This window comes from Rhodococcus sp. PAMC28707 (genome assembly GCF_004795915.1).
In the GTDB taxonomy this organism is placed as follows: domain Bacteria; phylum Actinomycetota; class Actinomycetes; order Mycobacteriales; family Mycobacteriaceae; genus Rhodococcoides.
Window position 1 is genome coordinate 1613954 of record NZ_CP039253.1, and the last position, 26555, is coordinate 1640508.

At 63.1% G+C, this 26555-nt stretch carries 27 protein-coding genes; 16 read left to right on the forward strand and 11 right to left on the reverse strand.

Features of this window, described 5'->3' with window-relative positions; genetic code table 11:
• Positions 1-18: 18 nt before the first annotated feature.
• The 9 genes from E5720_RS07290 (at position 19) to E5720_RS07330 (ending at position 11925) form a co-directional block, all read left to right on the forward strand.
• Positions 19-1815 (forward strand): alpha/beta fold hydrolase, encoded by a 1797-nt coding sequence (locus tag E5720_RS07290; protein WP_136170101.1) that lies wholly within the window; start codon positions 19-21, stop codon positions 1813-1815.
• Positions 1812-3476, forward strand: a complete 1665-nt coding sequence (locus E5720_RS07295) for a lipopolysaccharide biosynthesis protein (protein ID WP_136170102.1) — start codon at positions 1812-1814, stop codon at positions 3474-3476. The genes E5720_RS07290 and E5720_RS07295 overlap by 4 nt, the downstream gene beginning before the upstream one ends.
• Positions 3473-4744, forward strand: coding sequence for a hypothetical protein (locus E5720_RS07300; protein ID WP_136170103.1), 1272 nt, complete (start codon positions 3473-3475; stop codon positions 4742-4744). The genes E5720_RS07295 and E5720_RS07300 overlap by 4 nt, the downstream gene beginning before the upstream one ends.
• Before the next feature lie 5 nt (positions 4745-4749).
• Positions 4750-5466, forward strand: coding sequence for a hypothetical protein (locus tag E5720_RS07305; protein ID WP_136170104.1), 717 nt, complete (start codon positions 4750-4752; stop codon positions 5464-5466).
• Positions 5463-6389 carry a glycoside hydrolase family 16 protein gene (locus tag E5720_RS07310; RefSeq protein WP_247596205.1) on the forward strand — a complete coding sequence of 309 codons (927 nt, stop codon included), beginning with the start codon at positions 5463-5465 and terminating at the stop codon, positions 6387-6389. Before E5720_RS07305 ends, E5720_RS07310 begins: the two co-directional genes overlap by 4 nt.
• Positions 6390-6432: 43 nt before the next feature.
• A complete protein-coding gene (locus E5720_RS07315; protein ID WP_247596206.1) occupies positions 6433-7728 on the forward strand; it encodes a glycosyltransferase in 1296 nt (431 codons plus the stop codon).
• Complete coding sequence (locus tag E5720_RS07320) at positions 7709-9883, forward strand: hypothetical protein (RefSeq protein WP_136170105.1); 2175 nt, start codon at positions 7709-7711, stop codon at positions 9881-9883. Before E5720_RS07315 ends, E5720_RS07320 begins: the two co-directional genes overlap by 20 nt.
• 225 nt (positions 9884-10108) lie before the next feature.
• Complete coding sequence (locus tag E5720_RS07325; protein ID WP_136170106.1) at positions 10109-10963, forward strand: glycosyltransferase family 2 protein; 855 nt, start codon at positions 10109-10111, stop codon at positions 10961-10963.
• Positions 10960-11925 (forward strand): glycosyltransferase family 2 protein, encoded by a 966-nt coding sequence (locus E5720_RS07330; RefSeq protein WP_136170107.1) that lies wholly within the window; start codon positions 10960-10962, stop codon positions 11923-11925. The genes E5720_RS07325 and E5720_RS07330 overlap by 4 nt, the downstream gene beginning before the upstream one ends.
• Here the strand turns inward: E5720_RS07330 and E5720_RS07335 are convergent.
• Entirely contained in the window at positions 11922-14336 is a 2415-nt protein-coding gene (locus tag E5720_RS07335) for a glycoside hydrolase family 2 protein (protein WP_136170108.1), read from the reverse strand. The two genes, E5720_RS07330 and E5720_RS07335, sit on opposite strands and share 4 nt — an antisense overlap.
• 15 nt (positions 14337-14351) lie before the next feature.
• Positions 14352-15407, reverse strand: a complete 1056-nt coding sequence (locus tag E5720_RS07340; protein WP_247596207.1) for a DUF1839 family protein — start codon at positions 15405-15407, stop codon at positions 14352-14354.
• Positions 15408-15758: 351 nt separating this feature from the next.
• On the opposite strand from E5720_RS07340, the gene E5720_RS07345 reads away from it, so the two are divergent.
• On the forward strand, positions 15759-16703 hold the full coding sequence (locus E5720_RS07345) for an endonuclease/exonuclease/phosphatase family protein (protein ID WP_136170109.1): 945 nt from the start codon (positions 15759-15761) through the stop codon (positions 16701-16703).
• Position 16704: 1 nt separating this feature from the next.
• Here the strand turns inward: E5720_RS07345 and E5720_RS07350 are convergent, their stop codons facing one another.
• A complete protein-coding gene (locus E5720_RS07350) occupies positions 16705-18051 on the reverse strand; it encodes an Hsp70 family protein (protein ID WP_247596208.1) in 1347 nt (448 codons plus the stop codon).
• A 148-nt stretch (positions 18052-18199) separates the two neighbouring features.
• Here E5720_RS07350 and E5720_RS07355 point away from each other — a divergent pair, with 148 nt between their 5' ends.
• From E5720_RS07355 to E5720_RS07365, 3 genes are all read left to right on the forward strand, one after another.
• Entirely contained in the window at positions 18200-18703 is a 504-nt protein-coding gene (locus E5720_RS07355; protein WP_136170110.1) for a low molecular weight phosphatase family protein, read from the forward strand.
• Positions 18704-18829: 126 nt separating this feature from the next.
• Positions 18830-19051, forward strand: a complete 222-nt coding sequence (locus E5720_RS07360; RefSeq protein WP_136170111.1) for a hypothetical protein — start codon at positions 18830-18832, stop codon at positions 19049-19051.
• Positions 19052-19137: 86 nt separating this feature from the next.
• Complete coding sequence (locus tag E5720_RS07365; RefSeq protein ID WP_247596209.1) at positions 19138-19536, forward strand: hypothetical protein; 399 nt, start codon at positions 19138-19140, stop codon at positions 19534-19536.
• 18 nt (positions 19537-19554) lie between these two features.
• Here the strand turns inward: E5720_RS07365 and E5720_RS07370 are convergent, their stop codons facing one another.
• The 3 genes from E5720_RS07370 to E5720_RS07380 form a co-directional block, all read right to left on the reverse strand.
• Positions 19555-20499 carry a hypothetical protein gene (locus E5720_RS07370; protein ID WP_136170112.1) on the reverse strand — a complete coding sequence of 315 codons (945 nt, stop codon included), beginning with the start codon at positions 20497-20499 and terminating at the stop codon, positions 19555-19557.
• 99 nt (positions 20500-20598) lie between these two features.
• Positions 20599-21078 carry an ATP-binding protein gene (locus E5720_RS07375; protein ID WP_247596210.1) on the reverse strand — a complete coding sequence of 160 codons (480 nt, stop codon included), beginning with the start codon at positions 21076-21078 and terminating at the stop codon, positions 20599-20601.
• A gap of 21 nt (positions 21079-21099) precedes the next feature.
• Positions 21100-21438 carry an STAS domain-containing protein gene (locus E5720_RS07380; RefSeq protein WP_247596211.1) on the reverse strand — a complete coding sequence of 113 codons (339 nt, stop codon included), beginning with the start codon at positions 21436-21438 and terminating at the stop codon, positions 21100-21102.
• A gap of 151 nt (positions 21439-21589) precedes the next feature.
• Between E5720_RS07380 and E5720_RS07385 the strand changes: the two genes are divergently transcribed.
• Both E5720_RS07385 and E5720_RS07390 read left to right on the forward strand, forming a co-directional pair.
• Positions 21590-21967 carry a CrcB family protein gene (locus E5720_RS07385; protein WP_136170114.1) on the forward strand — a complete coding sequence of 126 codons (378 nt, stop codon included), beginning with the start codon at positions 21590-21592 and terminating at the stop codon, positions 21965-21967.
• Positions 21964-22326 (forward strand): CrcB family protein, encoded by a 363-nt coding sequence (locus tag E5720_RS07390; RefSeq protein WP_136170115.1) that lies wholly within the window; start codon positions 21964-21966, stop codon positions 22324-22326. The genes E5720_RS07385 and E5720_RS07390 overlap by 4 nt, the downstream gene beginning before the upstream one ends.
• A gap of 5 nt (positions 22327-22331) precedes the next feature.
• On the opposite strand, the gene E5720_RS07395 is transcribed toward E5720_RS07390, so the two are convergent.
• The 4 genes from E5720_RS07395 to E5720_RS07410 all read right to left on the reverse strand — a co-directional run bounded on the left by E5720_RS07395 (position 22332) and on the right by E5720_RS07410 (position 24400).
• Positions 22332-22898, reverse strand: a complete 567-nt coding sequence (locus E5720_RS07395; RefSeq protein ID WP_247596212.1) for a YdcF family protein — start codon at positions 22896-22898, stop codon at positions 22332-22334.
• Between the two features lie 275 nt (positions 22899-23173).
• Positions 23174-23374: a hypothetical protein gene (locus E5720_RS07400; protein ID WP_136170116.1), complete on the reverse strand. Its 201-nt coding sequence runs from the start codon at positions 23372-23374 to the stop codon at positions 23174-23176.
• Positions 23375-23481: 107 nt separating this feature from the next.
• Positions 23482-23997: an META domain-containing protein gene (locus tag E5720_RS07405; RefSeq protein ID WP_168708294.1), complete on the reverse strand. Its 516-nt coding sequence runs from the start codon at positions 23995-23997 to the stop codon at positions 23482-23484.
• A gap of 103 nt (positions 23998-24100) precedes the next feature.
• The gene (locus E5720_RS07410) at positions 24101-24400 is read right to left on the reverse strand and encodes a hypothetical protein (protein ID WP_136170118.1); all 300 of its coding nucleotides are present in this window, start codon (positions 24398-24400) and stop codon (positions 24101-24103) included.
• Between the two features lie 145 nt (positions 24401-24545).
• Here E5720_RS07410 and E5720_RS07415 point away from each other — a divergent pair, with 145 nt between their 5' ends.
• Positions 24546-25019 carry a hypothetical protein gene (locus tag E5720_RS07415; RefSeq protein ID WP_136170119.1) on the forward strand — a complete coding sequence of 158 codons (474 nt, stop codon included), beginning with the start codon at positions 24546-24548 and terminating at the stop codon, positions 25017-25019.
• A 34-nt stretch (positions 25020-25053) separates the two neighbouring features.
• Here the strand turns inward: E5720_RS07415 and E5720_RS07420 are convergent, their stop codons facing one another.
• Positions 25054-26511, reverse strand: coding sequence for an MDR family MFS transporter (locus tag E5720_RS07420; RefSeq protein ID WP_136170120.1), 1458 nt, complete (start codon positions 26509-26511; stop codon positions 25054-25056).
• Positions 26512-26555: the final 44 nt, after the last annotated feature.

Below are 26555 nucleotides of genomic sequence, written 5' to 3' on the forward strand. Positions count from 1 at the left end.
CAACGAGGGGATCGTCCTGTGAGCACCCGAAGTACGGCAGAGCGGAACATGGACACCTCTGATGTCGACGTGAATCCGCATACTGCCGGCGGAAAGTACTCGACGTGGTTCGGCCCCGAATCGGAAAGCTTGTTCGGAACCGTGCATGTACCTGCAGGTGGGCGCGCACGGGGCGGTGTAATCCTTTGTCCGCCATTGGGTAAGGAGCAGGTCGACTCCTACCGCGGCTTGACTCTGCTTGCGCAGAAGCTGTGCGATTCGGGTCTGCTCGTACTTCGGTTCGACTACTTCGGCACCGGAGATTCCGCCGGCGATCAGGACTCGGAAGACATCGTCTCGAGGTGGACCCGCAGCATCGTCACAGCCGCCGGGTTCGTGCGCTCGAGCGGGGTCGACGCGGTGGCGCTCGTCGGATTGCGCGCCGGCGCACTACTGAGTGCTGCGGCGTTCTCGCAGGCCGGTCCACTGACCGCAGTTGCTTTGTGGGACCCCGTCGTCCGTGGTCGCTCCTACCTGCGCGAGCAGCGTGCCCTATATTCGGTCAGTGTCACGCAGGACTCCGAGGAGGACGCTCGGGTGTCGATCATCGGTGCCGTGCTGCACCCGGGTGTGGCCGCGGACCTCGCGGCTATCGACATCTCCAAGCTCGAACCGATCCCGTGCCCGGTCCTTGTCGCCACCCGCCCGGAACGCGCTGACGCCAAGCCCCTGCGGACCCTGGTGGAGAAGCAGAACGCCGAAGAGCACACCCTGTCCGATCACGAACTGTTTCTCGAACCTTCGGATTTCGAGGTGGTGCTGCCTACCGAGGACATCACCCATCTGACTCGTTGGCTCTCGGACCGTTTCGACGGCAGTGATGCACCGGTATCAGTGCCACTGCGTGCTCACGCCGAGTTCGGCAGCGGCGAAAGCACCGTGGTCGAGACGACGCAATCCCTCGGGCCGAACGCCCTGTTCGCCATCAGGACCACCTCCCCGTCGTGCGCGACGGGCGGACCGACCCTCGTTCTCTACCCGACCGCGAACGAACACCGAGTCGGACCTGTCCGGCTGTGGGTCGAGATTGCCCGTTACCTTGCTGCACAAGGTGTTTCGGTCCTCCGATTCGATCGCCGCGGCACCGGCGAAAGTGGCCCGGTGTCGGACGACGAGATCACCGAGCTCTACAGCGAAGAAGGCAACGAAGATGCACTGACGGCAGTGCAGCAATCAGGAGCCGGACCGCGCAACGTCATGGTGTCCGGGATGTGCTCGGGTTCTTGGTACTCCAGCTTTGCGGCAGCCGAACTCGGCGTGAATTCCGCGGTCCTGTTGAACAGCCTCGACTGGACCACCAAACGGCTCGAATTCGTCAAGCGTTCCTCGATGGTGCACGAGGACAAAGGCTTTGTCGCGTCCGCATTGGATCGTCTGCACCATGTCGGCGTGCGCGTGAAGAACGGCCTGCAGCCTTCGATGCCGTATCGCGCGTGGTTGTGGTTCGGGTTACGCGGTCTCATCCAGGTTCCGGAGATTTCTCTACGCAGGTTGGAGTCGAAGAACGTGCGAACCACTGTCCTTCTGTCTCCGACGGACACTGCATGGTTCGTGGACAACCGCGGCCCGGAGGGAATGCGTCGACTGCGTAAGCGGTCCGACACCCGATCCGGCTCGACGACGGTCAAGTCCTTCGAGGCCGGCGATCACTCGCTGTACAGCCGCGATCTGCGGGAAACGGTTCGCCGAGAACTCGTCGATGCGGTGAACGAGGCCTTCGACATGGAGATCGGCTTGCCTGCGCCGCCTGTACCCGTGCGGTGGCAACCTCTGTGAAGCACCGCGCACCGAAGATCGCACCACCGCGACACCACAATCTCGAGCGGTTCGAGTGGTATCCACTCGAACCGGTTCGTTGGGACATGGGCCTCATGTCTCACACGATGCCGATCCAGAAGGTCAGCCAGGCCCAGATCCCCTACCGTGTCGAGGCCTTGGACTCGGCCGACCCGCAGGTACTCGACGAAGCCGCAAACGGGAAAAGTTCCGACCGCAACCTGGCACTGAATTCTCTGGCGTTGATGCTGTCCACCGTAATAACAGGTGGCCTCGGATTGCTGTTCTGGGCTGCAGCCGGCCGCTTGTACCCGGTGGCCGAGGTCGGCAGCGCCTCCGCGGTGATCACCTCGGCCGTCATGCTCTCGACATTGTCCAACCTGAGCCTCGGGTCGATGTACGAGCGGTTTCTGCCCGATTCCGGCCGACTGGCACGGTCTTTCGTCGTGCGCGGTTACCTGACGATCACTGTGTTCGCGTTCATCCTCGGGTGCGTGTTCCTGCTCGTCGCGCCGGTCGACAAGATGTTCACCAGCACCGCCGAGATAGTCACTTTCCCACTGTTCGTTGCGGTACTCGCGGTGTTCGCGCTGCAAGATCAGACGTCGTCCGGACTCGGAGTCGCACGCTGGGCAGCGGCGAAGAACGTCTTTCATGCCGTCGTGAAATTCGGTTTGCTCCTCGCTTTGTTCGCGACGGCTCGGAGCACGTCGATCATCGCGGCATGGGCCATCCCCGCGGTCATCGCGTCGGTTGTCGTTCTTCGCCACATCCTGCGCGCGCTGCGAACCGAGCCGCGATATCAGTTGGAACCCAATCTTCCGCCGCGCCGAGAGTTGTGGTCGTACTTCGGCTCCGCCTACGGCATCACTGCACTCGGTTCGCTTGCTCCACTGCTGATCCCGATGATCGTCGTGGCCACGTTGGGCACCGAGAGCAACGCGTATTTCTCGTTGACCTGGTCGATAGTCAGTGCCTTGTACATCCTGATCAGCGTCCTCGTAGGTCCGTTCGTCGCCGAGGTCGCCGCACACCCGGATCAATTCTCGCGATTGACCAAACGTTTCATGACGATGGTCGCCGTCGTGGCGTTGGGTGGTTCGCTCTTCCTCGCGTTCATTGCACCGTTCGGGTTGGGGATCGTGGGGGCGGAGTACCGCGAGAACGGCACGATCATCGTCCAACTTGCTGCGTTCACCATTCCGCTCTCGGTAGTGGGATCGCTCTACGACGGTCTTGCGCGTGTCCAACGAAAGATGCGGTTGGCTGTCGTGGTGCAGGTGATCGCGACGTCGATCATCATCATCGGTTCGCTGAGCTTGTCGTCCTCACTCGGCATCGCCGCTGTCGGCTGGGCATACCTGGCGGCCGAGGGGTTCGGCGCACTCGTGTTGATCGTGCCGCTGATTCGATGGATCAGGCTGTTGGCGCATCGTGACGGCCCGCCTCCCCCGGAGGATCCTCTTCCTCCAACGCCGCCCGGGCCACGCCCGTACCCGACAGGCATGGCCGAACTGCCGCAGCAGTTCGTGAACGGTGATTACGCCCGCGAGTACAGCACCAGCGGTGCGCATCACATCGATTCCAGGCCTCGCATCTTCGACCCTGGTCGTATCCACGCCCCCTATCGTCGGCCGGCACCGGAGAGGGGTGCGCCGTGAGCCGAAACACGATCACGTACAAGGCAACTGCACTGGACATGTTGCGGTCGGATTCCCGACTGATCGGCGGGCTCGGGCCCGCAGATTTCGGTGGCATCGAACGTGTCCGAGCGCGGCTTCGCAAGCTGGCCTCGGCGGGCCCTGCTGCCCGACTGGGCCTGCGGGTCACGCCGTCGACGCAGCAGTGGGCCTACGAACCCGACGCAGTCTGCGCCGAGGTGGAATCCGCGCCGCCGATCACGGCAGCGGGCATCGCCGATGCCCTCGTCGAACTTTCGTCGACAGTGTCCACCGGCGTCCCTTTGCGAGGCCGCCTTGCCGGTGAGTACCTCCTGCTGGATCTGTCGCATGGATTGAGCGATGCGTTGCTTCCGGTGGAGCTCTACGCCTACCTGGCCGATCCTTCCGAGAATCCTCCTCTCCCCACCTGGGCAACGGCACCCGTTGTGAAAAGCCCTCTGCCACGGGCGTTCACCGGCTGGGCTGTTCGTAATCCATGCAAGGTCGGCGCTGTTCTGTCCGGACGGCTACGTGCCTCACGCTCTGCTTCGACGTCGACCAGCGCAGAGACCACTGCAGTGCCGAGACCCATACCGTGGACACGGTCACCCGCAGTGGCAACGGCGACGTCGCGGGCAGGCACTCCGACGGCACTTCGCGCGTGGCGTGATCGCAAAGCCCCCGACCTGTCGGTGGCGTCGATGCTGTGCGGTGCTGTCGCGAATGCAATTGCTGCACAGGGCATTTCTGTTGCACAGTCACTGACCTTCCTGTTCGATTGCAGGCGCTATCTTCCGAAAAGCGATCTGGTGCTGGGGAACTTCGCGGTCGGAATCGACTTTCACGGCCTCGATCCTGCATCTCCACGTGCGGTCCACAGTGCCGTCGCCCACGCGATCGTAAACGGACGTCCGCTCGCGGGAGGGGCGTTGAGCGCACTGTCGTATCTGCGAACCCGCTCAGTGTTACCTGCCACTGCGGTCGATACCGTTCCGGCGAACGCCGACGCACGGCTGACGTTCTCCGACCTCGGACGGATACGGCAGTTGGACGGCATCGCGTGGACCGCGGAACCTGAGAAGAGCCGGTTCTATCCGCTCAGTGAACCTGCGCTCCCCGACTCCGTGGTGATCACGTCCATGCACGTCCGCGATACTTTCCAGGTGTCGGCGTCGTTCCACGGCAATGTCTTCGACGTCGAGACCGTCCAGTCCGCCTTGGACGTCGCATTGTCCGATCCCATCGCTATGCTCAGCGGCCAGGAGTGACCACCATGAGTACTCAGCTTCGACAAGCCCGCGCAGCGCTGCAGGGCAAGCCGACGGCGGGCCCCGACGCATCGTTGTGGGCCAGGATCGGTTATTGGGCAGGTCTGGCGGTGCTGCAGATTCTTCTCGTCGAATTCGTCGTTGCCGCATCCTGGCGCGGGCTCTACAGCTACCGCACCAACTTCGTCAGTGAACTCGGTGTCGCGTTCTGTGGACCGACCGGCAATTGGCCGTGCAGCTCGCTGTATCCGTTGATGAACGTGTCCATCGCGCTGTTCGGTCTTTCCCTTGTCGTCGCGTCGACGGCATGGATGGTCACCGGTGTCGTCGACGTCCGCGGCGGTATTCTCCTGTGCGTGGCCGGATTCGGCGGCATTGTTGCGGGGGTAGTGAACCAGGGCCTGAATTACGGCGCGCACTCGTTCGGCGCGACCGTGTTCTTCGTCGTCGGAAGTCTCGGGTTGATCGTCGCCGGTGGTCACCGCTCGCTCCGCCGCACGATCGGTATCACTGTGACGACTCTCGGCGGGATCGCTCTCACCGCGACTTTGTTGTACATCGGCGGTCACAGTGTCGGAATCGGGATCGGCGCCGTCGAGCGAATCGTGGTCTATTCCATCCTTGCCGGGACGGTGATATTGGCGGTAGCGCATCGCTCGACGGCTCGCCGCATGAAGATCGTGTCCTCCGCTGCTATATCGAATCCTTTCGGAAAACGATGACGCAACAGGTAGACCCGATGACCGTCGAGTGTTCCAGGCTCCCGTCACCGGGCTCGACTCCGCCGCCGAAGAGCAAACTCTGGTCTCGTCTACTGAGCACCGCGGTAGTTGCGGCAACGGTGGCAGCGTCCGGCACGGTCGCCTATCGAGAAATGTGGGTGCAGCCGAGCGAGGACAAGGGAGATGCCAGCGCGAGCGAAGATGGCAGCGAGTTCACTGTCTACGACCAGTTCGACGCCGCTCGGGGTAGCGCTCTCGACCCGAGCAAATGGAGTTACGACACCGGCCGAACCGGATGGGGAAACAACGAGAAACAGGACTACACCGACTCGACGGACAACTCGGCTCAGGACGGATCGGGCAACCTCGACATCTCCGCGTTGGACACTGCCGGCGGCTACACCTCGGCGCGGGTGACGACGAAGGACACATTCGAGTTCACCTACGGTCGCGTCGAGGCTCGCATCAAAATGCCTGCGGGCCAGGGACTCCATCCGGCGTTCTGGCTGCTGGGCACCGATATCGATTCCGTCGGGTGGCCGATCGCGGGAGAAATCGACGTGATCGAGACGCTCAATGACGCCGACAACTACCACTCCGGTATCCATGCCCCGCAGGCCGACAGCCTGAACAGTCAGAAGTCGGGCACGTCGGGAATTCCAATCGAACCGCTGTCCGAGGACTTTCACACCTATTGGGTCGAACGGTCGCCGGGCAAGGTCGTCACGGGCATGGACGAGACCGTTCTCTCTACGATCACACCCGCCGATCTGACCGGCGGTGACGAATACTGGGTATTCGACAAGCCGTTCTATCTCCTGTTCAACGTTGCGGTCGCAGGAGACTGGCCGGGACCGACCACTGCACAGACGAAGTTTCCCGCAACGATGTCCATCGACTGGGTTCGTTACCGAACCGACTGAAGCTCTTCTGCACCACCATGGCTGTATCGAAAGGATCTCCCCCGTGTTGAACCCCGCACTCGAAAGATTGCAGTCGCCGGAATGGGACGGCGCACTCTGGATCGGCGACGTCGACATCGAGCACGAACTGCCCGAGTCCCTGTCCCTGTCGGATGCGGAGGGGTATTCACGTGCACGGCTTCTCGTTCGGCACGGCATGGACCCGATGGGCTTCGTGGAGCTTCCGATCCTGGACGGCTGCGTCTGCGTAGACACTCTCATCGAGCGCGTGCGCACACTCGACGTCGTAGATCCCGGAGAATCTCCCGCTGCAGTCTCGGCTCTGCACACGCTCACGCCTGCTGTCTCCGTCGTGATCTGCACGCGCGATCGGATCGATCATCTGCGCGGGGCGTTGGCATCGGTGCTGGCGGTGGACTACCCGGACTTCGAGGTCGTCGTCGTCGACAATGCGTCGCCGACGAACGCGACCGTCGATTACGTTCGATCATTGGCAGATCCACGGGTTCGTGTCGTGTCCGAGCCCATCGCGGGGTTGTCCCGTGCACGAAATACCGGTCTGCGTGCCGCCCGCCACTCCGTCGTGGCGTTCACCGACGACGACGTGGCCGTCGACTCGTTGTGGCTTCGCAGCATTGCCCGCGGATTCCGACGCGGCAGTCGGGTGACGTGCGTATCGGGGATCGTCCCGAGCGGGGAGATCCGAACTCATGCGCAGGCCTACTTCGATCGCCGCGTCGGCTGGGCCAGTTCGGTGACGCCTCGGATCTACGACCTCGCGCATCCTCCTGCGGACGTTCCGCTGTTCCCGTTCCAGGTCGGTATGTACGGCACGGGCGCGAATTTCGCCGTCTCCCGCGACCGTATGTTCGATCTCGGCGGATTCGACGAAGCATTGGGCGTCGGGTCCCCGACCAATGGTGGTGAGGACCTCGACATGTTCTTCCGCGTGCTCATGGCAGGGGACCAATTGGTCTACGAGCCTGCGTCGATCGTGTGGCATCGTCATCGCGCGGATTCGGACGCACTCGCGGTCCAGGCTCGCGGGTACGGGCTCGGGCTGGGGGCATGGTTGACGACGGTGGCGACGGATCGACGGTCCGCAACCCTCGCGGCACGCGTCGCGGTGCGAAAGCTGGGTAGTGCCGTCCGCTTGTCGGTGAAGATGAGCAAGGTCGCTTCTCCCCCTGACGATCTCGCCGCGGATCTGCCGGACGGAATAGGCCGGATGGAGTTGCTGTCCATCGCCAAAGGTCCGGGTGCATTGCGTCGGAGTCGACGCGAGGGCCGCGTCCGTACACCGTTGTCGGCGGTGAGCCGTGTCCCTGTCCTCGACTGATGTCCGCGACTCCGCCTATCGAGCGTCGACGTCGCCGCGCCCTGGCATCCGATTCGCCGACGTAGCAGTTATTGCCGCCGTCACCGCGTTGCTGGCGATGGCACCGCTACCCGCCCCGATTCGTGCTGCTCTTCTCGCGGTGACCGTGTTCACCGGGCCCGGATCGGCCATTCTGACCTGGATCTACATTCCACCGCGGGCTCGGCTTGCCGCAGTTCCCATCCTGAGTCTTGCGTCCTTCGTCCTCGTCACGACGGCAGCCATGTGGGGTTACCAGTGGTCACCTCGTTGGATCACCGCGATCGTGGCGTTGGTTCAACTCGGATCCTCGGCACTTTGGTATCGCAGGAACAGTGAATTGCCGGATATACAGGGGTGGCGAGACTGGGCACGGCAGAGTTTCTCCCGTCAGTCGATCCGCAGACGTGTATTGGGTGCCACCGAGATCCTGTGGGATCGAGAATTTCTCCGCCACAACGTCGCCGGCCTCTTGCTGGCACTGGCCGTGGTGCTGTGGCTGCCTGCCCTGCCGGGGCTCGAGAGTGCCGGCTACTCACAGTTCGGGCTACTGTCCGCTGGCACCGGCCCCATCCTGGTCATCTGTATGGCTCTGGTGGTCGTCGCGTTTCTGACGGCGGTTCGTCGTCATCAACTGCGTATCGCTGTTGCTGCTATCGGCGTGGCCATTCTCGTGCAGCGCGTGACGGTCACGCTCGTGACCGATGCTCCGGTGTACGAGTGGACGTACAAGCACGTCGCCGTCACCGAATACATTTTGGCGTTCGGGGCGTTGCCGCCCAACGGGATCGACATCTACTCGCAGTGGCCGAGCTTCTTCGTGGTCACGGCGTGGTTCGGTCAGGTCGCCAACTTCGGAATCCTCTCCCTCGCGCACGTCTTCGCACCGATGATTCACGTCCTGACTGCGGTGTTCGTCTATTCGCTCGCCCGGGTTCTGAAGCTCCGGCGACGCGTCGCGGTCACCGCGGCGATGATCGCGGAGTTGGTGAACTGGGTCGGCCAGGACTACTACGCCCCGCAGGCACTCGGTTTCGTTCTTGCCGTGGGCTTCATGGTGTTACTGCTCGCCTCGATGCAATTGCGGGTTGCAGGGCTTCTTGCCATCATCCCGTTCGCGGCATTGGTACCCACGCACCAACTGACCCCGTACTGGCTGTTCGCAGTCACCGGGGTTCTGCTCGTCACGCGGCGAGCCAAGCCGTGGTGGCTCATGTTTCCGCTGGCGATCATTCTTCTGGGTTATCTCTATCCCCGGTTGTCCATCGTCGCCCCGTACGGGCTGCTCTCCGGTTTCGATCCGGTGGAGAACGCAGCGAGCAATGTTCAGGCGCCGGGAATCCTGGGCAAGCAGGTGACCTCCCTGGTGTGCCGGGCCTTGTCGGCGGGTGTCTTTGCGCTGGCAATGGCATCGATCGTGTACGCCTGGCGCACCAAGAAGACGTTCTGGGCGCCGATGGTCATGGCCTTCGGCTCGATCGCGCTGCTCGCCGGTCAAAGCTACGGCGGCGAAGCGATCTTCCGGGTATATCTGTACGCCATTCCCGGTTGCGCATTGCTGATCGCCCCGATGCTGCTCGCCGCCCTCGACATGGAGCCGTCGGCGGCCCGTTCCACCCTTGGCAGAGTAGGCACCCGCGCCGCGATGACAGCTGCGGTTCTGGGAACCGTCGGCGCAGCGACCTTCGGGTTACAGGGTTACTTCGGCTTGTGGCCGTTGATCATCGAGAATCGTGCGCAGGTCGACCAAACGCGGGACCTGGTCGCGCAAGCGCCCGCGGGTTCGACGTTCACCTTGCTCTATCCCGCCGGCTACCCGATCAGGTCGACGGCAAAGTATGTCGCGCAGGCCGAGGCGAACGAGTTGTTCGACGCACCGTTGAACTATTACGGCCCCGAATACATGCTCGACTTCCCGACGACCGAGCAACTGAAAGCTTTCGATTGGGACGCGTCGCAACGCGACACGCCGTCGTACGTAATTTTGACCCGACAGTCGCTCGAGTCGATGAAGTATTACGGCTTCATGAAGGATGGTGCTGCGGAGACTTTCGAGCGGTGGTTGCGGGCAAACCCTGCCTGGTCATTGCGGTCCCAGGACGCTGACACCCTCGTCTTCGAGCGGCCAGTGGATTAAACATTCAAACGGTATGAGCAACGTCTCATAACCGGCTTTGCGGAATGTTTACGTGCAGCTTGACAATCTCAAAGCATCTTTTAAGGTATATGCAGGCCGAAAACAGGATGTCGCGTTCGAAGAACCGAACGCGTGATTGTCCAGTCTGCGGGATCCGCCGGGGGTCGCGCCGCAGAAGTTTCAAGCCCAAGTCGGTCAACGCACCAATACCTGTTTGGAATGGGAATGAACTCCATGAACCCGCGCATCAGCATCGTGATCCCCACCCTCAACGAGGCTGCAAATCTGAGGCACGTTCTGCCGCTGCTTTCGCATGATTACGAACTCGTGTTGGTCGACGGCGGTTCCGTCGACGGGACCATCGATGCCGCTCGTGAGATTCGCGGAGACATCCGCATCATCAAGCAGACCCGCAAGGGCAAGGGCAACGCTCTTGCCTGCGGATTCGAAGCCGCAACCGGCGACATCATCGTGATGTTCGACGCCGACGGCTCCGCCAACGCCGACGAGATCCCACGCTTCGTCGACGCACTCCTCGCCGGAGCCGATTTCGCGAAGGGCAGCCGCTTCACCGCGGGCGGTGGAAGCCACGACATCACTCCCCTGCGTCGCGCAGGTAACGGTGGCTTGCACCTGGTTGCGAACACACTCTTCGGGACCAAGTTCTCCGATTTGTGCTACGGCTACAACGCATTCTGGCGCGATCTGGTGCCGGTGCTGGACCTTCCGGCGCTCGAGCAGGAGCACGCCGAGGGCGAGATGCTCTGGGGCGATGGCTTCGAGATCGAGACCATCATCAATTGCCGTTTCGCCGAGGCCGACGTTCGAATCCAGGAAGTGCCGAGCATCGAGCTGGCTCGGATCTACGGCCAGTCCAACCTCCGCACGTTCTCCGACGGGTTCCGCGTACTCCGCACGCTGTTCACCGAACGCCTACGTGCACGCCGACTTGCCAAGCAGTCCATCCCGCGTCCGGGCCGCAGCACCAACGATGCACGTACCGACATGGATCTGGAGTTCGAGGCCTTCGAGGTCTTCGAAGAGATGAATTCGATTCCGCTGCACAAGAAATCGGCGTGAGCGAGCTCACCTCCTCGGTCGTCGTCTGCGCCTACACGCTCGATCGCTGGGACGATCTCAGTGCGGCAGTCGATGCCGTGTTGGGTCAGTCCACGGCTGCGACGGAACTACTTGTCGTCATCGATCACAACGAGCAATTGTTCGAGCGTGCGCGAGCGGAGTTTCTGCCTCGTAGTTCGGCCGTGAATGTTGTCGAAAACACGCATCCGCGTGGTCTGTCCGGGGCCCGCAATACCTCCTTGGACCTCGCGTCAGGTGACATCGTGGTGTTCCTCGACGACGACGCAGCACCACGCTCGACCGAGTGGATCGCATCGATTTCGGCGCACTACGCGGACCCCACCGTCTACGCGGTAGGAGGGTCCGCGCACCCGGTCTGGCCCAGTTCACGCCCGGCATTCCTGCCGACCGCGGTCGCGGGAGAACCTGGTGAACTGGATTGGATCGTGGGCTGTACCTACCGAGGCCAGCCCACGACAACCTCGACGGTTCGTAACCTCATGGGCGCCAATATGTCTTTCCGTCGCGCACCGATCGTGGAGCTGGGCGGCTTCGTCTCCGGGATCGGCCGCATCGGGCGTATCCCCTTGGGCTGCGAAGAGACCGAACTGTGCATCAGGCTCCGTCAGACTCACCCCGAAGCGCAGATCCTCTTCGACCCGTCCATTGCCGTCGACCACAATGTCAGTGCCGACCGTACGCGGCCTCGCTATCTCCTCTCACGCAGCTACGCCGAGGGAGTCTCCAAAGCTGCCATCGCTCGCCTCATCGGCCCAGGGGACGCCTTGTCTTCCGAGCGTTCGTACACGGCCAAAATTCTGCCACGGGCAGTCGGACGCGAAACCGTTGCGGCGGCACAGGGAAACCCCGCCCGCTTGTGGGGCGCCCTCGCTGTCGTCACCAGCCTCGGTGCAGCCGGATTCGGTTATGCACGTGGACGATTGAGCCGTATCTCTGGTTAGCGGATCTGTGCTCGCTTCACCGAATTGAGCGCGCGCACGTGCCCTGCCGGCTTCGGTCCCCTGCCGGTCAGGGTCACCGCTCGGCTCGCCCCTGCAGCGAGGTGGAACCACGAGTCACTGGTGTCGAATCCGCCGACGTCGATGCATACGTACTGTGCAGCCGAGTCCGTCGACACGGTCAGCGACCACCGACCTGGCTCCACTGACTCGACCCGCGCGGACAGACCCACATCGTTCTGTCTAACTTGCGTCTCACCGATGAGGTGAGTGGCCTCGGCGACTCGAACGCCTGCGAGGTCGACCAACTCCGCCACCACCGAAGAGTACGTCTGGGTCCCGAATCGATACGCGTGATTGACGTCGGCGAACGTCCCGATGACCCGATCCAATGAAAGCGTCGCCGAACTGTGTCCCGCTAGTTCGATCGACTGCTCATAGGGCTCACCGATTCGGCCCGCCGCGCCGTGCAGCGACACCCGAAGAGTCCCCAGCAGTGGTTCCGCTGTGTCGTCGACCATCTCGATGCTCAGACCGTCGAGACCGTCGTCGACGAGGAACACCGCGATGGGGCTGCTGATACGCGCCAGGCTGTACCACGGAGCTTTCGGATCTCCTGCGGAGTCCAGGAGTCCCCAACCGGCTCCCGGGACCAGGTCGCGAAGGGTCAGCACCAATGCGCCACCACACTCGGATCCGGTTCTGCGCCAATGCGAATAGGATGCGGTGACTGCTTCACACACGGCTGCGCGGCCGTAATCGAGATAGAGTTCGGCATCGGTTCGACGGACGAGGTGGGGGTCGACAGCGAAGATGCTTCGAACGTAGTGATCTCGGACATCCTCGAAGTCCCAGGACGATCCGCGGTCGCGTGGCACCGCGGACTTCCACTCGGGATGATGACCGGCAACATTGGCGGAGCCGAACATTCGATCCACCGCTCGCCGCTCCGGTGGGATCGAGAACGCCAGGCATTCGGCAGCGAAACGTACACGTGCCGTACGTACGTCGGCGATCGGTCGCAGATAACCTCCGACACCGAAGTAGTGCGCGATTCCATCACCGACGTGGGTGTGCAGTTCACCGGATGTCGACGACGGGCTGGAGGTGACATAGGCGGTGCCGGCGAGGCAGTTCTCGAGAACCTCGGGAATCACGCTGTCCAGCAACGGAATCTGTTGATCGGCAGCGGCGATCCCCAGCATCGCGGGCTGTTGCTGCGTCTCACTGCCACCACTGACGACGGCCAACGCCGGGTTGCCTCCGATGCTCGCGAACAGTGCTTCGAGTTCGCGTTCGACGACCTCGACGAACTCAGGGTCCTGCGGCGGATCGGTGGTGGCGAACATGGCATCCTGCCACACCATGATGCCCAATTCGCTGCAGAGGGACCAGAATTGACGTTGCTCGTACACCAGCGTGCCGACAAGGCGGATCATGTTCAGTCCCGCGTCGCGCATACGCACCAACTCCGCATGCAAGAGGCCTTCCTCGATCCACAGGCGTGTCGGATCGAGAGGAGTCCAACAACCGCCGCGGGCGAAAACCCGAACACCATTGACGCTCAGCTCCACCGACCGCCCATGCCGAAGCAACTCGGTTCGGCGAAAGCCGACCATTGCACTGCGCACAGGATCGTCGTCGACGGTCACCGTCACCGGATACTGGACCGGCTCACCGTGCGTGTGCGGCCACCAAAGGCGGACATCCGGGATAGTGACGGACACATCGAAGTTCGTGGAGTCCACGGCGAAGGAGAACTGCTGCTCACCGATGTCGACGGTGACAGTCGAGACCGTCTCGTCCAGATCTGCACGGACTCGCAGAACCCCGTTCTTGCCCTCGACCGTGGTGTGGAACCGGCAGTGTCGCGCACGCGATCGTGGCCGTAGCGTCACCGGGCGCCACAAGCCGATCGGGGCAGGAACCGGTCCGTACACGGGAGCGCGACCGAGCAAGGTGGTGCGTTCGTGCCGCAGGCCCTGCTTGTCCACCAGCGAGGATCGCCAGCGTCCTCGTGGCTTTCTACTGCCGAGGACGACGTCCATCGAGTCGACACGCACCGCTATCTCGACGGCGGAGGTACCGGCCGGGATGTCGAGGGTCGTCGGTACGAACATGGATCGGACCTGGGCAGCCTCCGCGCCGTCGACCCAGATCGTTGCCCTCGTCGCGATGCCCTCGAACGTCAGCGTCGTAGCGATGCCGCTGGGCACGGACACCGAGGTGGTGAACCACCAGTCGAACGCGTCGAGATCCGGCCGGTCCACCACCGAGGCGACGGTGCCCGGCACCAGGGCTACCCGCCGCTCGGCGTCCTCACCGAACTCATCAGGATGCAGACACGATCCCGGTTCCGTTGCAGTCAGGTGCCACTCGGCGCCGTCCAGAAAGTCCTCGAGTCCTCTGCTCACCCAGCTATCTTGCACTCACAGCGCGATCGAGATGACATCCATCGCCGTACTCCAGCTCGCGGTCATCTCCGCGAGTGGCTCTTCGAGTGACACCGCACGCCCGCGCGCGGCGCGGGCCATGCGGAACTGAACGGCTTTCGCGCCCTGAGCCACCTGCAGAAAATGAGGCACGGCCGCGCCGATACCGACCACACCGCGGGCCTCGAGGTACCCGCAGAGGTCTGCCGCGAGTTCAGCGCTCGCGCCACACTGACGGAGCAGACCGAACGACCACAGATGGAATGCGTCGGGGCCGGACCGCTGGACCAGTGGGATATCGGCGATGACGCGTCGAGCAAGCGCGTCGACGGGGTTGTTCGACGGCCTCCGCGCGAAGTGCGCACGCGCGAGATCGAGATCGCGGTCACCGGCACCGCTCACGATGGTGTTGTGGCCGAGCCTGATCTGCTCGACGTACGGAAGCAGGACCTCGGGATGCGGAGTGGGGGCGAGATTGAACACGCCGTCGAAATCTGCGCCCGAAAGCTCGAAGTAACCGCGGTTGTGGAAGTAGCCGAGCACCTTCTCGGTCTCGTCGAGCGAGTTCGGAACTATGGTGGTTTTGGTGTGGTTGTTGCGGTAACTGGTGCCCGAGGTATCGGGCAACCAGAAGCCGTCGACCTCCACGGTGTTCAGCACCCCGTCCTCGAGCCCCTCGCGGATGTGGTCGAGGACCGGACGCCACACGTTCATCTCGTGCACGTCGATGCCGTAGAGCACACGGAGATCCTCTGACTGCATCTTGACGAAGTCCCACTGCCGACCGTCGCAGTCGGCGCTCAACACGAATGCCAACGCGGGAATGGGATCGGCGCCCAACGAATGAAGGAGCTCGATCCACAGATCGACATAGCAGTTGGTTTCGGTCCATATCCGGTCATGGGAGTGAATGGAATGCGTCGCGTACGTAGAGGGGGCAAGGCTCAGCAGGCGTAGTTCGGTGAAAGACCGACGCACTGCCTCAGCAGTGCCCGTGCCGTCCGAAGCGACCGCGTCGACATAACTGGGGATGACCGAACTGTCTGACGCCACTGTGCCTCCTGCCTGGATGACGAGCTCAAGGCCAAAGCCGAATTGCCCATTTTGCCTGGATCGAGAGCTCAATACTAAACAATCGGTCTGTTTAGCGTCCAATTAAAGACTGTACAATTATTTGAGGCGCTGAAGCTGGCGGTTGGCCCGACTGATAAGACGTGACACAACGGGCCGACGGAAACGGCTGCAATCACAGAGCGAGCAGTCGCTTCCCTTGCGGTAATGCTGATGCGCAGTCTGCTGGTGGCGACACTTGCATACCGCGTCTGAGCTGGCCATGGGCGTGAGTCTAGTCAATGTTTCAGTCAACTATTGCCGCGTGCGGCTCTTGGAACCGGAGGCGCCACAGTGCGACGCGTCTTACGTGGGTCGGCACTTGTAGTTGCATGGGCGATTCTGGTTTTCACCATCGCGATGCTGGCCGTACGCCAACTGGGCGTGACGCAGATCATGCTCGTGGCGCTCGTGGTCGGAGCCCCCTACTTCGCGGTCTTCGCCGCCGTGGCAGCGATCCTGTTCGCCGTGACGCGCTCACGCGTCGGCCTGGTCACCGCAGTGACACTCGCGATCCTCCTCGTCGGAGTCCAGATCCCCCGGTTCATCGCAGACACCGCGACCGCCACCGGGCAGGACATCACGGTCCTGACGATCAATGTCGCGCACGGTGATGCCGATGCTGCTGCGATCGTCGACGAGATCCGTACGAGCAATGCCGATCTTCTCTCCGTGCAAGAACTCACCCCCGCCGAGGTCGACGCCCTCACCCGCGCTGGGATCGACGATCTGCTGCCCTACAGCTTCACCGCCGCTCTCCCCGTCTCGGACGGCACCGGTTTGTGGAGCAGGACTCCTCTCACCGACGGCACGCGACTGTCCGACTTCGGGTTCGTGCCGGTCCAGGCGAACACCATCATCGACGGCGTCGCGGCGACCGTGGTGGCGTTTCATGCCATGTCGCCTGCAACACCTCGCGACACCGTGCAGTGGGCAAAAGACCTCGCCCGTATGCGCACCTTGATGGAGTCCTACCCGGGAACAGTGCTGGTGGCCGGGGACTTCAACGCCACAGGCGACCATCGACAGTTCCGCGATCTGGCGAGCTCGGGCTTCGTCGACGCCGCCGAACGGGCGGGTTCCGGATTGTTCCGCACTTTCCCAGCGGACCGTCCGCTGGCGCAGCTCGACCACGTGGTGACGAGCGATACCGTTGATGCACTCGAGGTGCACCCCGTCCCGATCCCCGACTCCGACCACCTCGCGGTGTCCGCCCGGCTTCGACTGCCGGGCGCGTGAACTAGAACCGCGGCAGCTCGAACACCGGCGGCGGAGGTATCTGAAACTGTGGAAGCTTCAGACCCGGCAGACCCGGGATCAGAGGCGGAGGTTCGGGTGCCGGCGCAGGCGCAGGCACCGGCGTCGGGTCTTCGTATTGTGGTGCCTCGTAGGTCTCGACCGGCTCCGGGACCGGAACCACCGGCTGAGGTGTCGGCCGGGGCACCGTCGTTGTGGACGGCGCGGGGCGTGTCGTCGACGGCACGGTCGTCGTAGGTTCGACGGTGTCCGTGGGCGCACTCGTCGAGTTGTCGGAATTGCCGTACCCGAGCGTGAGACCGAGCGCGGCAATGACTGCCAACCCGCCCGCAACGAGCGCCGCGCCGCGAACCTTTCGGGTGGACGTCGCAGGTCTGTCGACGGGCTCCGGGCTCAGCCATTCGGGGGCACCGGTGAGGGCCAAAGACGATGCGGCCTCGGTGGCCAGGTTCTCCACCGGCGTCGCGAGCAGGGCTGCTCCCTTGGCTGCGACGGACTCGGGATCGTGAGGTGTCACCACTGGCAGTCCGGTCCACGACCTGATGATGGTCTCGACCAACGGAATGCGAGCGCCACCGCCGATCAGGAACACGGCGTCTACGTACTGCGGTGATCGGGTCAGCACATCCCGAAGCAACCGCGCCGAGTACTCGATGGGGACCGTGACGAGCGCCTCGAACGCCTCCCTGGAGATGAGGATGACGCCGCTGTCACCGGGAAGGCAGACTGCGCCGTTGACGGAAAGTTGCTCCTTCGCGATACGGCACCGGCTGGTGAACTCCGCGATACCGAGCACGGGAGGTGGCTCCGCCCCGCGCCTGGATAGTTGGTTGTCGCAGATGAGCCGATCGAAATCGTCACCGCTAATGTCGGTGGTGCGTTCGGCCAGCAGTACTTCACCGCTCGCGCGATCGATCACGCTGATGGTCAGACCGGAGCTTCCCAGGTCGTACAGCCCGATCGTGCCGAAGTTGGCCAGCTCGCCCGACGCTTCCAGGTAGGTCAGAGCCGCTCTGGCCTCGGGGACCAGCCGGTAGTTGTAGAGACGCTGGTTCGCCATCGCCTGCTGAATCTCACCGAACTGCTGCTGATCGCGGTAGGCGACGCCGGTCGCCTCGACTTCAGGGTTTCCGTTGCGCTGCGAGAGGAGCACACCGATCGACTCGGCGGCTACGTCTTCCGCGCAGTCCTGCCAGTAGGCATCGACCGTGTCACTGTAGAAATCGAGCCCTTGCCTGCCTGTCGGCCTGTCGGCCGAGTACAGCCGCAAGTCGGGACGAGCCATCCGGACGGCACTCGACCCCACCGAAACACCGAGAACCTCAGTCATGACCTGCCTCACTTGGAGGCGCACGTATCGAACGCACGCCACTGGGACTCGCCGAAGAAAGAGATAAAAAGATCCACTCCCGGTGCCCCCACTCGGCAATACTGTAGCGCGGCCGTTGCTCGATGGCGATCGCCGTAACGTAGGCCCCGTGCATATCCTCTTCGTTTGTACAGGCAACATCTGCCGTTCCCCCACCGCCGAACGTCTGGCCGTGGCGTACGCCGCCGAAAGGGGGTTGGCGTTGACCGCCTCCAGTGCAGGTACCCACGGGCTGACCGGTCACCCCATGGACCAGTCCGCGGCCACCGTGCTGCGTCAACTGGGCGGGGACGACGAAGGATTCGTCGCGCGACGCATCTCCCCTCGAATGGCGGAGGAAGCGGACCTGATCCTCACCATGACCAGCCGCCACCGGGACGCCGTGCTGGGCATCGCCCCTCGTGGGTTGCGCCGGACTTTCACGTTGCTCGAGGCCGCAGAGCTGGTGCGGTCTTCCGAAGCCACCTCGCTCGACCAGATCGCCAACGCCCGTGCGAAACACTCGGTCTCGACCTTGGACATCGAGGATCCGTACAAGCGGGCGCACCAGATGTACGAGGAAATCGGACAACAAATAGCCGATACTCTGCCCGAAATACTTCGGTTGATATGACCCGCGGTCCGTTTGGATCCCACTCGGACTGTCAGCTTGACCACTGGATACGCAATAACGGTCAAACGTGCGGTCCGGTATTTTTCAAGTGAGAAATTTGTCGTCGCATGATGCAAGATGTGACACATGCCGATGTATCAGGTCAGAACCGAGGACGAAGTACTCGCCGAAGCCGAGCTTCCGACCGACAGCAAAGCGATGACGTGGGCCGTCCGCGTGACGACCGTGCACCGTAAGGCCCTCCGCGGGCGGCGGTGGCAAGGTCACCGTCTCGTAGGCGGCGAATGGGAGCACCGATTCGGTGGAGGCCGCCGTACCGCAGCACGCGGTGATGCCACTGCCGGCTGAGCACCACTCACTCTTTCTGCGGTAGCGTTCGCAGGTCATTTCCGCGGTAACTTGGCCGGCGGGAACCGGAGTGAGGGTTGATCTACATGCGCGACAAAGTCATCGCGGTATCGGCGGTGGCAATCGCAGGTGTCGCAGTAGCCGTCGGACTGACCATCGGCGCGCTGGGCGGAGCGTTCGCCGATACGACCACCACGGTGCAGCCCCCGGCCCTGCGATCGGACCTGAGCTCCGCTGCGCGCGCCGCCCCCTCCGCCGGCGTCCTCGTCCCGCCGTCGCCGACGTGGGAGGTGGCGGTCCCCACGACGCCCAAGCCCACTACGACCACCACCACTCCCCCAGAAACCACACCCTCAGGCGCGACGACGGCAAAGGCGACACCCGGGGCGGGTACTACCGAATCGTCGTCGACGAGGGCGCCTCGCCGCAGGACCAGCGATCAGCAACCCGCAACCTCCTCGAAAGTGACCACACCGACGCGCTGAGGAGTTCCACCTTCGCCCTCAGGCGGGCGTGAATCCGATTTCCGATATCTCGGACGCAAATCCGGATGTATCAGGCGCAAGCTCGGCCACCCACACCAACACTGCACGTGTACCCGGAACCACCTCGGTGGGGATGGTCGTTATGCCGCGTCCCGTGACCGCGGACCCGAGGACGCGCGTCGAGCTCAGCGTGCCGTTCGGTTCCGGTGGCGTCCGGATTTCCACGGTCGTCCCGGCCACCGGGGTCGAAATCCAGACCGCGCCGAAGTCCACCTGATAAGCGAAGTTCACCAGGAGCCCGATTCCATTGTCGGTCGTGCCGAAGGGGCTTCGGTAGTTGTCCGTGGACCATGCGGTCGCCGGATTCGCATCGATGGCCAGTCGGGCATCTTCTGGGTTGTCCGGGCTGCGCACCGCGGACCACACCTCGGCGCCGACCGGCAGAATCGGTGTCGGCGGCGCCTTGGTGGGCAGCGCCGACGGCAGTTCCGGTGCCGCAGCCACGTTGGATACGTCGCCGAGGTTGTTCGCCAGCAACGTGGTGGACAGTAACCACCCCAGCAGGCCGAAGGCCGCGACCGCTGCGCCTGCAGCGAGTACCCACGTCAACTGTCGACGTGGCCCTGCGGCGTCGGCGTCGGGTGGCGCCTCGGTCGGTGGAGCGAACGGACGGCGAGACCCCAGCTCCTCGATCACGGCGACGTACGACGTCGTTTCCAGGACGTCGAATTGTCCTTCCCTTCGCCGTCCGTGCGCACGCGCGGTCTCGATGAATCTTTCGATCGCGTCGGGGCGCGGGTCATGGGACTGAACTACCGCGATCCGGAACAGCGATAAGGAAAAGTCACGACCGGATGTCAGATCTTTGGCACGCCAGCGGGCGCCCCAGCCGATGGAAGGGCGACGCTGCAGCAATCGATACCGGTCCGCAACCACGGCACCGGGCACCTGCGAAGCATTCACTTGCGCCTCCGCCCTCGGACTATGTCCCGATGGGGCGATTGTGCTACTTCACAATGGGCGTGTCATGGCATTGACCGAAGTCGGGTAGTGCCACTCCGGTCAAACAGAAACAGGTGCGTCCCAGCTGAGGCGGACAGTTGTGCCGTCGTGATCGGACGTCACGGCCGTGGTGTCCGCGAGCGCATGCATCAGGGGGACACCCCGTCCGCGGGTGGCATCGGGCGCATGGACGGCCCACTCACCGTGGTCGCAGATGACCACTTCGATGGAACCTGTCGACGGGACGAACTGCGCATGCAGGTCCAGAGTCCCCGGTACCGATGCTCCGGCGTACGCATGCTCGACGGAATTGGCCAGCGCCTCGTAGGTAGCCAACACCACGTCGTAGACACGGTTGGGGTCCACGTCGAGACCGGTCAGCCACTGGTTCAGCGCGATCCGAAGTGCAGACGCTCGATCTGCCACGGCAGCTTCCCCGTCGAAGTCGAGGTACATGATGTGCTCGAGTGGTGGGCTGGAGTTCGGTCCGGTGGCAGGAGGGACCGTAGGGTCGCTCCCACCGAACACAATTGCCATCATTGCTCCGTCATACCCAAAGCGTCAGGATTTACCCACCTGAAGCGCATCGAGCGCCTCCTCTACCGTCGCGAAGATTCCGAATAGCTGATCGAGCCCGACCAGTGTCAGTGGCCGGCCCGTGGCTGGGCCATCCGCGACCACGGCAAACCCTGCCGAGTCACCGAGTTTCTGATGTGTGGAGGCCAGCAGCGACATTCCTGCCGAAGCAAGGAATCCGACCTTGGAGAGATCGATGACGAGCGCCGTCGGTTGCTTCCCGCAGACCAACTCGACCGATTCGGTCAGCTGCGGTGCGGTCACCAAATCGAGCTCACCGGAGACCGTAACGATGGCCGCAGTGCCACGCCACTGAACAGCCACGTCGAAATGTTGAGGGCCGCGCCCTGACTCGTCAAGCGTCACAGTGGACAAACATACCCGAGGGTCGCAAGTTCCCTCACCGGGTGTGATTCTCGACGCCGGATGCTCTCTCACCTGGCGTCGCTGCCGATTCGCACTAGGGTGAAATGCGATGAGCTACGACAGATTTCCCGCCACCGCCGCGGTCGCCGTCGGCGGTGCACTCGGGGCGATCGTCCGCTACGAAATCTGGGATCGGCGCGAGTCCGCCCGATGGCTTCTACTGAGCACGTTTTCGATCAACGTGGTCGGGTGCCTACTCCTCGGTGCCGCGTTGGGTTATCTGTCGGGCCGCGCAGCACCGATCCTGCGGCCCCTCGTCATCGGGACGTCCTGCGGTTTCACCACGTTCAGCTTCTATGCGCTGCAGGGGGTTACGCATGACGATGCTTGGAACTCGGTCGTCTACATCGTGGTGACACCCATCGTGGCCGTCGCAGCACTCGGTATCGGCGCGCTCATCACTCGCCCCCACGAGTCCGTCAGATGACTGTGCTGCTCCTCGTCGCCATCGGTGGCGCGTGCGGAGCTCTCGCGCATTACGTGATCACCGACTCGGTCACCGACAGTCGACGGGTTCTCCTGCTGACAATGCTCTCCTGCGGAGTGCTCGGACTCGTAGCGGCCGCGACGCCCCCGCAGTGGGTCCTCGGCCTCGCAGGCTTCGGCTTCCTCGCCTCGCTGGCGCCGATGTCCTCGGTTGCTCTGCTGACGGTCGGGTACGCGCGTCGACGACGGTTTCGAGTGGCGGCACTGTTTCTCACCGCCAATGTCGTGGGTGCGATCGCCTGCGCGATGCTCGGGTTCCTGCTGTGGAAGTCCGGTGTCACGCTCTATCGCAAACTCTGACACGCTCAGACGTCCTCGCATCCACCCTGCACGCCGGCTTTGACGAAGCCCGCAAGCTGATACAGGTAGGTGTATTCCCATTGCACGAGCGAAAAACCGTAGGTGCGTGGGACCGGACGCATGGTGACATCGCCGTCGAAACATTGCCCGAAGATGAAGCGAGCGCGCGGAAGATGGTAGCGCCAGCTCACGACGATGACATGCTTCCAGCCTCGCTCCTGCGCAAGCTGTTGGGTGAAGATGGCTTCCCCACGAGTTGTGCCGGGGATGGGATCGACACACAGCACGGTGTACTCGGCCGTCTTCTTGTCGCAGTATTTCTTCATGACCGGGTCCTTGGAACCGTAAGGATCCGACAGCACCACGGTGTCGGCAACACCTTGCTCGGCCAGCGACACGCCGTACGCCTCTCGGCCGTCGTGCTCCCCGCCCAGGACGATGATCGCGTCGGCGGGGGTCACCGGGTCGATCGCGGCTCTCGTGAACGTCAGATAGCCGCCGAATCCGATCAGCGAGACCAGCAGAACCGGGAGCATGATGGCAACAATGACCAAGGGGCTCCGGCGAATCACATCTCGAGCCTAATCAGTGAGCCCGACCGGTGCATTTTCAGCGACGAACGTCACCCGGTGGGCGGACGTCTCGACTGGCCGGCCGACCGCTTGAATGGACCGTTCATGCGGTAGGCGGACACCTCCCCGCTTGAATGGACCACCGAAGACATCAGATCGTATGAATGTCACATTGAAGCGATGGGTGGGTGGCCGAAAACGGCCAACCGACCGCTTCAATGGACCATTCACGCGCCGATCGGCCGCCGAGAACGGCAACCGACCGCGCGAATGTCCTACTGGCTCGGCTGCGGCAGGTTGCAGTCCGTGACCTTCGGGTTGACGCCTGCGTAGTTGAGCGGCCCTGCGACAACGGTGAGAGCGATCGTGCCGACACCTGCGCAGTTCTCGGGTGCACTGGAGACGTATCCGCGTTGGAATACTGCGATACCTCCGACCACGAGCCATACCAGGACGATCAGAGTGACGAACCGCATGATGAACCCCTCCCGTAGCCGACCGTCGGCTACCGCGAATGGAGCGTATACCCCAACGAGCGGCCCCCAAACCCTCTGCGCTGCCGGGGGAAACTACCTGGCGCGGATCAGCCCTCGACGCGAGTGGCGGTGATCGACCCGGCCGGCGAACTCAACGTCACGGTGTCTTCGCCCAGTATCCATACGGGTGTGGAGTCGAGGAATTCCTGCAGCCAGCGGTCCTGCTCCATCAGCGCATCGTCGCACGCCATCATCGTCGATCCCATCGGACCGTTCGACGCCTCGGCGCCGGGGCCGTTCACCACTCCGGCCTCACTGTTCAGGGTTCCGAAGAGTGTGTTGCATCCAGAATTGAATGCGGCGGCACCACCGGTGGACGCCATCGAGATCGTGATCGAGGTGCCTGGCACGAGCGCGTGTCCGCTGACCTCGGTCGCCTCGAACTGCTCGAATGTCACCGCATCGGTATCCGGTTGCGCTCCAGCACTTTCCGAAGCACTCTCCGACGCCGTCGACGAGGAGTCGTTGTCCTGACCGCATGCCGATAGGTAGGTACCGGCGGCAAACACGAGCGCGATCATCACACTGTTACGCGCTATGACGCCTACTCGAACGAATGTCATCGATGCACTCCCTGGCAGATTCGACGGGCCCGGGTACGCGCCCGCGAGCACTCTACTGGGAGGCATTCGGTCGAGGTAGGGATGAGCACAGTATCCGTCCGGTTCAGTGCAACGGTTTCAGTACCCGACTCGGCACCCAGTGCGTGACCGTCTCGCTACGATCCTTCGACATCAGCTCGTAGGTGACTCTGCCGATCCAGTCTCCGTCGACGGTCATCGACCATTCTGTCAAGTCGCCGGGCACCACTTTTCTGACGTCGAACCCCTCCGCGGTGTAGTTGCCGTGATGGTGCGGTGGCTGCGGATAGAGAATCGCCAGGTCGATCAAAACCTTGACCGACGGGGTGAGCACCTCGAACGGTCGACGCGAATCTGCACCTCCTCTCGATCTACGCGCAGCCATTGTTCGACCATACGTTCGAATCGACTCGTACTCAATCCGGCGTGGTGACATTTCCCAACAAGTGGATGCCCGACTCGACAAGAGGCACCCTCTCCTGTGACGGTTATGCGGACCTACGCCCCGATCCGTTTGGAGACATACCCGCATGAAGCTTTCGTCCTTACCCGTCCTGTGCATTGCTGCCGCTGTCGCCGTGGGGCTGGCCGGTTGCGGATCGGACGACAGCGCAGAGGCTGCCCCCGAGGTAGATATCTGCGCACAACTGCAGGACATCGCGGACTTCGAAACGTCCTCGATGAGCACCCTGGCCGGAGATCCGAGCGATTGGCCTGCGATGCAGGCCTCGTTGAAGACCTACGCGGACGGCCTGAGCGAGCATTACGACCCGGCGATCAACGCCGACGATCCCGATGTCTCACCTGATCTCGCCAAGCTCAAGGATGCCAGCGTCGTCGCCACGAGCACTGCTGCCGATGCGCCGACGTACGAGGCTTTCACCGAGAAGTCGACGACGTCGATGGACGCCGACACCGCGCAGGATGCAATGGCGGCCAGCGATCGGGTCAACAAGTATGCGACCGATAAGTGCGGGTTCTCGCTCAGTCAGCCACCGGCGTAAGCCCTATCGGTGTCGAGCCGATGCCGAACCGGTTTCAGTGAGCGGCAACCGGTTCGGCATCGGACGACTCCTGTGACGTCTGCCGGACGAAGAAGGACGCTGCGACCGCGACGAGCGATACTACGCCGCCGCAGACGAATGCGGCTTGGACGCCGGACTCGCTGGCACTGATTCCGTCGGCGCCGCCGGCAATTCTCGATGCGGCGGTATTCGACATGATTGTCACGAAGAGTGCGGTACCCGCGGCGCCGGCCAGTTGCTGCACGGTGTTGAGGATCGCGCTGCCGTGCGAATACAGATCCCTGGGCAGTGATCCAAGCGATGACGTCATGAGCGGCGTCATGATCAGCGCGAGCCCGGCCGACAGCAGAACGTGGATGCCGATGGCCATCGCGAGCGAGGACTCCGCGTCGAGCAGGGTCATGAGCCACAACGCTGCGCTGACGACGATGGTGCCGGGTACCACGAGTGGCCGAGCCCCGATTCGATCGAATGCTCGGCCGACGAACGGTGCCAGAACGCCCATCATCAGACCGCCTGGCAGCAGCATGAGACCTGTTGTGAGAGTGTCGAGTCCGCGTACATTCTGTAGATATATCGGCAGCAGAATCAGTGCGCCGAACAGGGTCATCAGGCTGATCGCCAGCAGCCCGAGGCCGATACTGAACGCGGGCGTGGAGAACGGCCGCAGGTCGAGAAGTGCCCGCCCTTCCTTCTGGCGCGCTATCTGTCGGAGCACAAAGACGACCAGTGCGACGAAACCGACGACGAGCGGTATCCATACCGGTACGGACGGGCCCTCGGAGGAATGGCCGATACCGGCGAGGCCGTAGATGATTCCGCCGAATGCGAACGCGGACAGCACAACCGATATGGCGTCGAACGGGGGTTTGCTGGTCGCGCCGACATTTTTCACCAGTCTGACTCCGACACCGAAGGCCACGAGGGCGATCGGCAGTACGAGCCAGAACATCACGCGCCACGCGAACGAGTCGAGGATGATGCCGGAAATAGTGGGACCGACAGCGGGTGCGACGGCGATGACGATCGAGATGACACCCATCATCTTGCCGCGCTTGTGCACCGGGACGATGCTGAGCACGGTGGTGATCAGCAACGGGAGCATGATGGCGGTGCCGCCGGCCTGAATCACCCTGCCCGCCAACAGGATTTCGAATCCTGGTGCCACGGCTGCCAGTAGTGTTCCTGCGCTGAACAGGGTCATCGCGCTGATGAACATCTGCCGCAGAGTGAAACGCTGGAACAGGTACCCCGTCGTCGGGATGACCACTGCCATGGTGAGCATGAACCCGGTGGTCAACCACTGAGCGGTAGTGGCGGTGATGGTCAGGTCGATCATGAGCCTCGGAAGGGCGACGCTCATGATCGTCTCGTTGAGAATCATCACGAAGGAAGCGACAACCAAGACGCTGATCAGCATCTTGCTCGCCGAGGACAGCTCTTCCTCGGGGACGGTGTCTTGTGTCTGCATGGTGGAACTCTCCGGTTGATTCGACGATTGTCGATAGTTTCACG

Bases quoted from the DNA above. Each gene is read 5' to 3' on its own strand.
- E5720_RS07400 (WP_136170116.1), bottom strand. From the start codon at position 23,374: ATGCGGTTCGTCACTCTGATCGTCCTGGTATGGCTCGTGGTCGGAGGT.
- E5720_RS07365 (WP_247596209.1), top strand. From the start codon at position 19,138: ATGCGCGACAAAGTCATCGCGGTATCGGCGGTGGCAATCGCAGGTGTC.
- E5720_RS07310 (WP_247596205.1), top strand. From the start codon at position 5,463: ATGACGCAACAGGTAGACCCGATGACCGTCGAGTGTTCCAGGCTCCCG.
- E5720_RS07390 (WP_136170115.1), top strand. From the start codon at position 21,964: ATGACTGTGCTGCTCCTCGTCGCCATCGGTGGCGCGTGCGGAGCTCTC.
- E5720_RS07405 (WP_168708294.1), bottom strand. From the start codon at position 23,997: ATGACATTCGTTCGAGTAGGCGTCATAGCGCGTAACAGTGTGATGATC.
- E5720_RS07375 (WP_247596210.1), bottom strand. From the start codon at position 21,078: ATGATGGCAATTGTGTTCGGTGGGAGCGACCCTACGGTCCCTCCTGCC.
- E5720_RS07410 (WP_136170118.1), bottom strand. From the start codon at position 24,400: ATGGCTGCGCGTAGATCGAGAGGAGGTGCAGATTCGCGTCGACCGTTC.
- E5720_RS07420 (WP_136170120.1), bottom strand. From the start codon at position 26,511: ATGCAGACACAAGACACCGTCCCCGAGGAAGAGCTGTCCTCGGCGAGC.
- E5720_RS07360 (WP_136170111.1), top strand. From the start codon at position 18,830: ATGCCGATGTATCAGGTCAGAACCGAGGACGAAGTACTCGCCGAAGCC.
- E5720_RS07415 (WP_136170119.1), top strand. From the start codon at position 24,546: ATGAAGCTTTCGTCCTTACCCGTCCTGTGCATTGCTGCCGCTGTCGCC.
- E5720_RS07305 (WP_136170104.1), top strand. From the start codon at position 4,750: ATGAGTACTCAGCTTCGACAAGCCCGCGCAGCGCTGCAGGGCAAGCCG.
- E5720_RS07350 (WP_247596208.1), bottom strand. From the start codon at position 18,051: ATGACTGAGGTTCTCGGTGTTTCGGTGGGGTCGAGTGCCGTCCGGATG.
- E5720_RS07325 (WP_136170106.1), top strand. From the start codon at position 10,109: ATGAACTCCATGAACCCGCGCATCAGCATCGTGATCCCCACCCTCAAC.
- E5720_RS07385 (WP_136170114.1), top strand. From the start codon at position 21,590: ATGAGCTACGACAGATTTCCCGCCACCGCCGCGGTCGCCGTCGGCGGT.